This is a genomic window from Nocardioides sp. NPDC057577, from assembly GCF_042801335.1.
Classification (GTDB): Bacteria; Actinomycetota; Actinomycetes; order Propionibacteriales; family Nocardioidaceae; genus Nocardioides.
This window is the reverse complement of sequence record NZ_JBHVGB010000011.1, coordinates 54,514-64,176: the sequence shown is the minus strand read 5'-3', so window position 1 is coordinate 64,176 and position 9,663 is coordinate 54,514. Positions and strand designations below refer to the sequence as shown.

Genomic DNA, 9,663 nt, shown 5'->3' with positions numbered 1-9,663 from the left:
CGTCAGCCCGGCGCCCCCGCGATCAGGCGGTGGCCAGCTCGCCCGAACGGCACTCAGTGCTCACCCGTCAGCGATCAGTCGAAGGGGTTCTCGACCAGCGCGTTGGAGTGCGTGGCGGAAAGGTGCGCCAGCTGCTCGGTGTCCTCGATCTCGCTCACGATGTCGTTGTTCATCGGAATCTCCTCTGTCGGATCGTTTCGACCCGGCGTCGCCGGGGCCCGCTGGTGCGGACAGCGGCAAAACGTATATGAGAATCATTCCCAATACCAGTAGTGTGTCCGACCATGACCCCCACACTGGTCCTCGCAGACCACCGCGCCGGCCGCTGGCGGAGCTTCGATCCCGGTGCGTTGCCCGGCCCCTGGTCGAGCGCCGCGCTGGCCGAGCACGCGGGTGTCCTGACCCTCCCGGCGGGCGCCCCGGGGGGTGCGCGGGCGGTGTTCGCCGACGACGCCCTCGGCACGCTGGTGGTGCTCGACGGCGCAGGTCAGGCCCGCAGAGTGCCGATCGCGATCCCCGCCGAGCACGTCGCCTGCGACCCGACCGGACGCTACGTCGTGGTCACGACCGGTCTGGGCGCCTCATGGAAGCCGTGGAGCGACCTGGTCACGGTCGTGGACCTCGCCGACACCAGCGGCGCCACCGCCGTGCGGGCGCGGGTCCGCACCGGCGAGCCCGGCGTCGTCGTCGTTCCGGATGCCGGAACAGGCGAGCCCATGGTCGTGCTTCGGCACCGCGAGCCGGGCGAGGCGGAGGTCATCGCTCTGCGCGACCTGCTCCGGGCCGGCCCGCACTGCCCGGTCGTACGCGGCGAACGCCTGAAGCTCGCCGGAGACCTCGGCCACGGCGATGTCGTCGACCACCGGTCCGGCGTGGTCCACCTGTCCACCGAGGCGGGCATCGAGCGCATGCGGGTCACCGGGGGACGGCCCGAGCGCCTCGAGACCTGGCCGTGGCCGGTGGCGGGACGGGCCTACTTCCTCCGTCTCGACCCGGCCGCGGGGATCGTCGCCGCCGTCCGTGGGGCCGACGCGGACGTGGCGCAGTGGCACACCTGGACCAACCACCTGGTGCGCTGGAGCCTGGACGGTTCCGCCGAGGTGACCCGGACCGGTGACGGCCTGGTGTTCCGGCCGGACGCGCTCGAGGGCACGGTCGCCTGGACGATCGTGCACCCCGACGGCGACCGGCTGGCGATGCTCGCCGACGGCCGGCTCAGCGAGGTCGAGCTGCCGTCGATGAGCGCCGCACCGCAGCCTGGGGCCGCGCCCTGGGACCCGGTGGGCGACCGGTCGGCGCAGCGGCGCGCCCTCGCGCTGGTCTCGGCCGACCTCGCCGCGGTCACTCGCGGGGGCGACGGCCAGCTCCATCTCGTCCGTGGCTCCGGCATCGAGTCGACCCTGGATCTGGGATCGCCCTTCGACGAGGGAGGCCACCTGGGCGTCATCAGAGCGCCCGAGTCACAGGTCGACGGGGTCGGCCGATGACGCGCGCGAGAGTGCACGACGCGCTGCGCCGTGCCGAGCGGGTGGGACGTCCAGGGCTGCCGGCGGGCCCTTTCCGACTCTCACGGCGCCCTGGTGACCTGCTGCCGGTCCTGGTGGACGAGGAAGGCGGGCTCGCCTTCGACCCGGATGCTCGGATCCAGGGCGCTGCGCCGTCGCCGGACGGGCGCCTGGTAGCCGTCGAGATCAGCGACGACGGCTCCGAGAACGGTCGCCTCGTCATCGTGGACACGACGTCCGACGAGGCGACCGAGGTCGACGGGGTAGCCGTCAGGCACGCGCGGATGGCCTGGGCCGACGAGGGTCTGGTCCTCGTCGACGCCGCCGGTCGCTGCCTGCGGGTCCGGCCCGGGAAGCCGGCCCGGACGCTGTTCGACACCGCCGCCGGCGAGCGCGCGACACCGATCGGCGTCGGTGACGGCGTGCTCGTCGTCCGGACCGGCGGGGAGCGGACCCGTTTGGTCGGCACCGACGGCGCGGAGGTCCTCGACCTTCCCCGGGCCCGCAGCATCACCGCCGCCGGCGACACGCTGCTGGCGGTGACCGGCGAGGAGCTGGTGAGCTTCCGGGTGCCCGGACCGGCACCGGCACGATGCCGGCTGGAGACCCTGCCAGGGGTGCCCGTGCACGCCCAGGCCCTTCCCGGCGGCGGCCTGGTCCACCTGGTCCGGGACGGCCACTCGGTGCTGATCCGCCTCGCCGTCGATGGCGAGCTCCTCGCGTCGGCGGAGACCGTCGCGATCTCGGAGCAGGAGGAGGTGCGTACCGTCTCGGGCCTGTCCTGGGCGCAGGACCGCGCCTGGGTGCGGATCGAGTCGCCGGCCGGGGCACCGCGGGTGATGCCGGCCGAGGAGGCAGCGCACTCGACGAGCAACGGCCGACGGTCGCGGTTGATCACCGTGACCGCGGACGACGGCGCCGAGATCGAGCTCGTCCTGACCGGAGAGCCGGGCAGCGCGACCCTGCTCGAGGTCTACGGAGGCTTCGGAGTCGTCGACCTGCCTCGGTTCGAGCCCTCGGTCGCCGCCTGGTGCGAGCTCGGTGGTCTGCACGTGTCCGCCCGGTTGCGTGGTGGGGGCGGGGCCGGCACACCGTGGCACAGCGCCGGGCAGGGCACGGGCAAGGCACGTACGGTCGCCGACGCCGTCACCGTCGCCCGCGAGCTGGTACGCCTCGGCCTGACCCGCCCGGAGCGGCTGGTGCTCGCCGGGGCCTCGCTGGGCGGACTGGTCGCCGTCTCCGCAGCGCTCGCCGAACCGGGCCTCGTCGCAGGGGTCGCCTGCACGGCCGCACCGCTCGACCCGCACCGCTTCGCCGAGCACCCCGGCGCGCGGCACTGGACCGAGGAGTTCGGCGACCCGGGCGACGCCGCGGTGCGGGCCGCGATGGACGACTACTCGCCGTTCGCCCGTGCGGACCGGTATCCGGGCCGCCGCTGGCCGCGCTTCCTGCTGACCACGTTCGCGGAGGACTCCCGCGTCGGCGCCGCACCCACCGACCGCCTCGCCGAGCTGTTGACGGCGCGCGGCGCCGACGTCGTACGCAGCCACCGCCCGCGGATGGGCCATGGCGGCAACCACCTCGACTCCGTGCACGACTTCGCCGCCGCCGTCCTCGACTTCGCCCTCGACTCAGCTCACCAACCCACAGGAGCGTGATGACCCCCACCGACATCGCCGTGACCACGGACCAGGCACCGGCAGCGAAACCGCGAGCCTCCGGCCAGGTCCCCGCCGTCATCGCCCGGCGACGATGGCGCGCCCGACTGCTGACCGTCGGCCTCGCTGCCGCGCTGGTCGTGGTCGTCGCGCTGTCCGCGTCGTCGGGCACCGTGGACCTGACCGCCCTCGATGCCGCCCGGCTGGTCACCGGGCACCTGCTGCCCGGGATGCCGTGGATGAGCGACGGCACCTACACGGCGCTCCAGGATCAGGTGGTGTGGCAGTTCCGGCTGCCCCGCGCCCTGCTGGCTGCGCTGGCCGGGGCGGCGCTGAGCCTGGCCGGGGTCTTCATCCAGGCAGTCGTACGCAACCCGCTGGCGGAGCCGGCGATCATCGGCGTCTCCTCGGGCGCGGGCGTGGGCGCCGTCTCCGTCGTGGTCCTGGGCGCAACGGCGGTCGGCGCCTGGATCGGGACCGCCGCGTTCCTGGGCGCCGCGGTCGCGACCGCGGCGGTGTTCGCGGTGGCGTACAAGAACGGCAGTATCGCCCCGCAGCGGCTGGTGCTGACCGGGGTGGCGCTGGGCACCTTCTTCAGCGCGATCACGAGCTATCTCACGCTCACGACCGAGGCGCAGAACGTGTTCAGCGTGATGTTCTTCCTGCTGGGCTCCGTCTCCGCCGCCACGATGACCGACCTGGTCGGGCCGCTGGTCGCCCTCGCGGTCGCGCTCGTGGTCTCGATCACCACCGGACGCGCCGTCAACGCCCTGCAGGTCGGCGACGAGACGGCCACCGCGCTGGGCGTGCGGGTCAACCGACTGCGGTCGGTACTGCTGCTCTGCGCCGCGCTGCTCACCGGCACCGTGGTCTCGGTCGCGGGCGGGATCGGCTTCGTCGGCCTGGTGGTCCCGCACATCGCCCGGGTGCTGGTCGGGTCCGACCACCGACGGATCGTCCCGGTGGCGGTGCTCGGCGGCGCCCTGTTCCTGTGCGGCGCGGACCTGATCGCCCGGACGGTCTCGGCGCCCGCCGAGGTGCCGCTGGGCATCATCACCGCGCTGATCGGGGTGCCGTTCTTCCTGTGGCTGATGCGCGGCCGGGCCGCCGACGAGCAGGGGTTGGCGCGATGAGGCTCGAGACGCTTGACCTCACCCTGAACCGGGGCAGCCGCGAGGTCGTCACCGCGGCGTCGGTCATGGTCGAGCCGGGCGAGGTGCTCGGCCTGCTGGGCGCGAACGGCAGCGGCAAGTCGACGCTCCTGCGGGCCTGCTTCGGTGCCCTGCGGCCGGCCTCGGGCCGGGTCCACCTCGACGGCATCGACGTCGCCACGATGGGCCGTCGCGAGATCGCACGCCGGGTCGCGGTGATGGCCCAGGAGCCGCCGGACGAGTTCGGGCTCACCGTCGCCGAGAGCGTGCTGCTGGGACGTACCCCGCACCGCGGCGTGCTCGGCCGCGACAGTGCCGCGGACTGGCTGGTCGTGGACCGGGCGATGACGATGGCGGGCGTCTCCGCGCTCGTCGACCGGCCGGTGCACCGGCTCTCAGGCGGGGAGCGGCAGCGTACGTTGCTCGCCCGGGCGATCGCGCAGGAGGCCGAGCTCCTGCTGCTCGACGAGCCCACCAACCATCTCGATGTCTCCTACCGGTTCGAGCTGATGCACACCGTCGCGGAGCTCGGGATCACCACCGTGGTCGCCCTGCACGAGCTCGACCTCGCGCTGGCCTACTGCGACCGCGTCGCCGTGCTCGACCGCGGACGCGTCGTCGCGCTCGGTGAGCCCGCCGACATCCTCACGCCGGACCTGGTGCGTGAGGTCTTCGGTGTCGAGGCCAGCCGGATCACCGATCCGGAGGCCGGCACCCCCCACCTGCTCCTGCGCGGGACGTCCGCGCGGGCCCGAGAGAGGAACACATGAACACCACCCCACTGCTGCGCGCCGTCCCGGTCGCGGCGCTCATGCTCCTGGCCGCGACCGGATGCGGCGGCACCGGTGTCACCGACGACGCGGCGGCTGCCGGTGAGGCCGCCGAGGGCTACCCGGTGACCGTGGAGAACTGCGGGCGCCAGGTCACGGTCGAGTCCGCGCCCGAGCGGATCGTCGGGCTCAGCCCGGCCCAGACCGAGCTGCTCGTCCGTCTCGGGGTGGCCGACCGGCTCGTCGGCCAGGCGCAGACCGCCATGCACGAGCTCCCCGAGGACGTCGCCGCGAAGGCGAGTGACGTGCCGGAGCTGAGCACGGACGCGCCGCCGGCGCGCGAGCAACTGCTCGACGTGCAGCCCGACGCCGTCGTCGCCCCGACCGAGTACGAGTTCACCGCCGAGCAGGGCTTCGCCACCATCGACCAGCTCACCGACGCCGGCGTGACGACGTACGTTGCCGCGGGCGGCTGCCCCGAGCGCCGCGCCACGGGCGAGGTCACTGACCTGTTCACCGACCTGGAGGCGCTCGGGAGCATCCTCGGGGTCTCGGCCGCCGCCGACGAGCTGGTCGCCGAGACCCGCAGTGACCTCGAGGCGGTCGAGAAGGCGGTGGCGGACCGGCCGCGGCCGACCGTCGCGCAGCTCTACATCGAGGGCAAGACGCTTTCCGCGATCGGGGCCGGGGTTGAGTACGACATGATCGAGCGCGCGGGCGGCGAGAACGTGTTCAGCCCTGAGGAGAAGCTCTTCGAGCAGTTCTTCTCCGCGGTCGTCTCACCGGAGGAGATCGCGGCGCGCAACCCGGACGTCATCGTCTTCGCCGTCCGCGAACAGGCCGAGGCCGAGCGGGTCGAGACGTACCTGCGCCAGACCTTCCCCGACGTCACCGCAGTCAAGGAGGACCGCTTCGTCGCGCTACGCACCCCGGACACGTTCCCGGGCACGCTCGGCAACGTCACCGCGGTGCGGACGATCGCGGAGGGCCTGCACCCCGACGCCTTCTGAGTCGGGCGTGTGCTGGCCGCCGGGTCGCTCTCGGGGCGGCCCGGCGGCCGGCTCTCCGTCTACTCCTCGGCAAGAAGCCGCCAGCCCTCGGCCTGCGTACGCTCGCGCCAGAAGTCGAGGTAGCGCCCACCGTGAGCCAGGAGCTCGGAGTGGGAGCCCCGCTCGACGATCCGGCCGCCGTCGAGGACGACGATCTGGTCGGCGGCGACGACGGTCTGGAGCCGGTGGGCGATCACGATGACGGTCCGGTCGGCGGAGAGCGCGGTGAGCGCCTCCTGGACCGCGGCCTCGTTCTCGGCGTCGAGGGCGGCGGTGGCCTCGTCGAGGAGGACGACGGGCGCGTCCTTGAGCAGCGCCCGCGCGATCGAGACCCGCTGCTTCTCGCCGCCGGAGAGCGTGGAGCCGGCCTCGCCGATCCGGGTCTCCCAGCCATGCGGTAGCCGCGAGACGATGTCGTCGACGCGGGCCAGCCGAGCGGCTTCCCGCAGCTCGTCGTCGGTGGCGTCGGGGCGCGACATCATCACGTTCTCGCGCAGGGTGCCCTCGAAGAGGTAGACGTCCTGGAAGACGATCGAGACGCGCCGCATCAGGGCCTCGGTGCCGAGATCGCGTACGTCGACGCCACCGAGCATCACCGAGCCGTCCGTGACGTCGTGGAACCTGGCCACCAGGCGCAGCAAGGTGCTCTTCCCGGACCCCGAGGGCCCCACCACGGCGGTCAGCGAGCGCGGGGGAGCGGTGAGGGAGACGTCGTCGAGGACCCGGGTGGAGCCGTCGTAGCCGAAGCCCACGCCGCGCAGCTCGATGCCGCTGTCGGCGGGCTCGCCGGGCGTGGCCGGCTCGGGAAGCGGCGAGAGCGCGAGCACGTCGAGGACACGTCGCAACGAGCCCTCGGCGATGCGCAGCGCGCTGGAGAGCTCGCCGTAGTCGATGAGCGACTCCACGAACCGCACCGTGAGGACGAGGAGTCCGATCGCCGTCGCCGGGGCGAGGGTGCCGCCGAGACTGAGGTGGACGGTCAGCGCGATCACCACGGTGAGCAGCGCCTGGATGGAGAGCAGCTGGATCCCCAGGCCGCCGAACCCGGTCACCAGCAGCCGTCGTGAGGCCCGCTTCTGCTCCGTCAGCGCGGTCTCGACGAGCTCGTTGCCGTGGACGGTGCGTCCGAACACCCGCAGCGCAGGCTGGTTGAGCGCGAACTCGACCACGCGCGCGGATCCCTCCGCCATCGCGGCGTCGTAGGCGCCCTCGCCACGGCCGACGATCGTCGCCAGGAGGCGGGTGGTGGCCAGCACCGCGACGACGCCGACGAGGAGCGCGAGCGCCAGGCGCCACTCCAGGAACGCCATCGCGACGACCACGGTGATCGGGCTGACAACGGCGGCGATCAGCGGCCGCAGCAGATGTCCCGGCACCGAGGCGATGTCGGTCGCGCCCTTGGAGGCCATCCGGGAGAGCTGCCCGGTGCGGTCCCGGTCGTACCAGCCCAGCGGCAGCCGCACGGTGTGGTCACCAAGCCGGGCAAGGGTGATGTCGAGCAGGTCGCAGGCCAGGTCGTAGCCGTCCAGGTTGCCCACGGTCAGGGCCACGTGATGGGCCACGAAGAGTCCGGCGAGCACACCCAGCCAGGTGGTCGCGGCGTCCCAGTCCTGGCGCAGCGCGGCGTCTAGGACCGGCACGACACAGGCGAAGGCCAGACCCTGGAGTACGCCGGTGGTGACGAACATCGCGACGACACGGGCGAGCTGGCGCCGATGGGGGAGATCCACGAGAGCCGCGAGCAGGCGGACGATGGCGATCATGCGTGGCCGCCGACCGGGTGGGCGCGCTGGTCGGCGGCCCACAGCCGGGCGTAGCGCCCGCCCCGGGCGAGGAGCTCCTCGTGGGTGCCGAGCTCGGCGACCCGGCCCGCGTCGAGGACCACGATCTGGTCGGCCGCGGTGACCGTGGAGAGCCGGTGCGCGATCACCAGCAGCGTACGTCCGGCGACGAGGCGGGACAGGGCGCGCTGGACGAGCGCCTCCGACTCGGGATCGGCTGCCGCGGTGGCCTCGTCGAGTACCAGGATCGGGGTGTCGGACAGCAGCGCTCGGGCGATCGCGACCCGCTGCCGCTCACCACCGGAGAGCTGGCCGTCCTTACCGACCACGGAGTCGTAGCCGCGCGGGAGCTCCTCGATGCGGTCGGCGATCTGCGCGGCCTCGGCCGCGCGGCGTACGTCCTCCTCGGGTGCCTGTGGGTGGGCGAGCCGGATGTTGTCCCGGATCGAGGTACGCAGCAGCCCGGTGTCCTGGAAGACGAAGGAGACCTGCTCGTAGAGCTGGGCGCTGGTCATCTCCCGAAGGTCCACCCCGGCGATCGTGATCCGGCCGGCGGTCGGGTCGGCGAAGCGGGGCAGCAGCTTGGCCAGCGTCGACTTGCCCGAGCCGGAGTGGCCCACGAGCGCGGTCACGGTGCCCGGCTCGAGGACCAGGCCGATGTCGTGGAGCACCGGCGGCGCGCCGGGCGAGTAGGCGAAGGAGACGTCGTGGATCTCGACACGGGAGGTGGCGGGAGCGGCCGCGGCGACGGCCGGCTCGGGCAGCTCGGGCTCGGCCAGCAGCCGCTGGATGCGCCGGGCCGCCTCGGTCGCCTCGCGCAGCTCGCGGGCGGCGTAGCCGGCGACGGTGACAGGTGCGGTCATGGCCAGTCCGAGGACCAGGAACGGGACCAGGTCAGGACCCGTGATCCACTCGGTCCGCAGCATCCAGACTCCGGCACCGAGGACGAGCACCAGGGTCAGTGCCGGCGTCAGCGCGAGCTCCATGAGCAGCATCCCCAGGGCGGAGTGCCGCATCCACGACCGATTGAATCCGCCGAACCGGGTAGCGACCTCGGCCAGCCGCTGGTGGGCCCGGCCGGTCGCGCCGAACGTCTTGATCTCCGCGATCCCGCCGGTGTTCTCGACCGTGGCCGCCGCGAGCTCGGCCAGCCCGGCGTCGTAGTCCCGGTAGAGAGCCGCGGCGCCCCGCATCGAGATCCGGAACCCGACCAGCCCGAGCGCGAGCGGGACCAGGGTGACCAGAGCGAGCGGCGGGGAGACGACGAAGAGGTACACGGCGACGACCGAGGGCAGCGTGATCGCGGCGGTGAGCTCCATGACCGAGTGGGCGACGAGATGGTGCAGCGCGGCGACGTCGTCCTGCACGGCCTTCTTGACGGTGCCGGAGTTGCGTTCGGTGAACCACGCCAGCGGCACCCGGCCGAGCCGGGCGACCATCAGCCGACGCAGGTGGATGGAGAGGTCGAGGTCGGCGACGTGGGAGAGCCACGACGAGCCGAGCACCGTCGCGAGGCGTACCAGCAGCGCGGCCACGCTCACCCAGACCACGACCCAGGCCAGGTCGGCGTCGACAGGTGAGCCGTCGGCCGCGGGCAGCAGGATCCGGGCGAGCTCGACGATCCCGACCAGCGGCACCAGGCCGGCGACGGTCGAGACGACCATCAGCAGCAGGCTGGCGACCAGCCTTCCCCGGACAGGACGAAGCGTCTGGAGGAGGGGAGAGCGAGCCAACTGTTGTCCTGCCGAG

General features: G+C 73.1%; 8 protein-coding genes. 5 read left to right on the top strand and 3 right to left on the bottom strand.

Annotated elements, in window-relative coordinates; all coding sequences use genetic code 11:
* Positions 1–74: 74 nt before the first annotated feature.
* Positions 75–173 (bottom strand): streptamidine family RiPP, encoded by a 99-nt coding sequence (amiA, locus tag ACFU7D_RS04140; RefSeq protein ID WP_241248494.1) that lies wholly within the window; start codon positions 171–173, stop codon positions 75–77.
* Positions 174–284: 111 nt separating this feature from the next.
* On the opposite strand from amiA, the gene ACFU7D_RS04135 reads away from it, so the two are divergent.
* Genes ACFU7D_RS04135 through ACFU7D_RS04115 form a run of 5 tightly spaced genes read left to right on the top strand, consistent with a single transcriptional unit; the run spans position 285 to position 6,094 of the window.
* Positions 285–1,487: a hypothetical protein gene (locus ACFU7D_RS04135; RefSeq protein WP_378863697.1), complete on the top strand. Its 1,203-nt coding sequence runs from the start codon at positions 285–287 to the stop codon at positions 1,485–1,487.
* Complete coding sequence (locus ACFU7D_RS04130; RefSeq protein ID WP_378863694.1) at positions 1,484–3,163, top strand: prolyl oligopeptidase family serine peptidase; 1,680 nt, start codon at positions 1,484–1,486, stop codon at positions 3,161–3,163. The genes ACFU7D_RS04135 and ACFU7D_RS04130 overlap by 4 nt, the downstream gene beginning before the upstream one ends.
* Positions 3,163–4,296: a FecCD family ABC transporter permease gene (locus ACFU7D_RS04125; RefSeq protein WP_378863691.1), complete on the top strand. Its 1,134-nt coding sequence runs from the start codon at positions 3,163–3,165 to the stop codon at positions 4,294–4,296. The genes ACFU7D_RS04130 and ACFU7D_RS04125 overlap by 1 nt, the downstream gene beginning before the upstream one ends.
* Complete coding sequence (locus ACFU7D_RS04120) at positions 4,293–5,084, top strand: ABC transporter ATP-binding protein (RefSeq protein WP_378863688.1); 792 nt, start codon at positions 4,293–4,295, stop codon at positions 5,082–5,084. Before ACFU7D_RS04125 ends, ACFU7D_RS04120 begins: the two co-directional genes overlap by 4 nt.
* Positions 5,081–6,094, top strand: a complete 1,014-nt coding sequence (locus ACFU7D_RS04115) for an ABC transporter substrate-binding protein (protein WP_378863685.1) — start codon at positions 5,081–5,083, stop codon at positions 6,092–6,094. Before ACFU7D_RS04120 ends, ACFU7D_RS04115 begins: the two co-directional genes overlap by 4 nt.
* Positions 6,095–6,153: 59 nt before the next feature.
* Here the strand turns inward: ACFU7D_RS04115 and ACFU7D_RS04110 are convergent, their stop codons facing one another.
* Together ACFU7D_RS04110 and ACFU7D_RS04105 are read right to left on the bottom strand one after the other, a co-directional pair.
* Positions 6,154–7,896: an ABC transporter ATP-binding protein gene (locus tag ACFU7D_RS04110; protein WP_378863682.1), complete on the bottom strand. Its 1,743-nt coding sequence runs from the start codon at positions 7,894–7,896 to the stop codon at positions 6,154–6,156.
* Positions 7,893–9,647, bottom strand: coding sequence for an ABC transporter ATP-binding protein (locus ACFU7D_RS04105; RefSeq protein WP_378863679.1), 1,755 nt, complete (start codon positions 9,645–9,647; stop codon positions 7,893–7,895). The genes ACFU7D_RS04110 and ACFU7D_RS04105 overlap by 4 nt, the downstream gene beginning before the upstream one ends.
* Between the last annotated feature and the right edge of the window lie 16 nt (positions 9,648–9,663).

What these genes read in the sequence shown, in the direction of transcription:
- amiA (WP_241248494.1), bottom strand. Translation starts at nt 173, where the DNA reads ATGAACAACGACATCGTGAGCGAGATCGAGGACACCGAGCAGCTGGCG.
- ACFU7D_RS04135 (WP_378863697.1), top strand. Translation starts at nt 285, where the DNA reads ATGACCCCCACACTGGTCCTCGCAGACCACCGCGCCGGCCGCTGGCGG.
- ACFU7D_RS04130 (WP_378863694.1), top strand. Translation starts at nt 1,484, where the DNA reads ATGACGCGCGCGAGAGTGCACGACGCGCTGCGCCGTGCCGAGCGGGTG.
- ACFU7D_RS04125 (WP_378863691.1), top strand. Translation starts at nt 3,163, where the DNA reads ATGACCCCCACCGACATCGCCGTGACCACGGACCAGGCACCGGCAGCG.
- ACFU7D_RS04120 (WP_378863688.1), top strand. Translation starts at nt 4,293, where the DNA reads ATGAGGCTCGAGACGCTTGACCTCACCCTGAACCGGGGCAGCCGCGAG.
- ACFU7D_RS04115 (WP_378863685.1), top strand. Translation starts at nt 5,081, where the DNA reads ATGAACACCACCCCACTGCTGCGCGCCGTCCCGGTCGCGGCGCTCATG.
- ACFU7D_RS04110 (WP_378863682.1), bottom strand. Translation starts at nt 7,896, where the DNA reads ATGATCGCCATCGTCCGCCTGCTCGCGGCTCTCGTGGATCTCCCCCAT.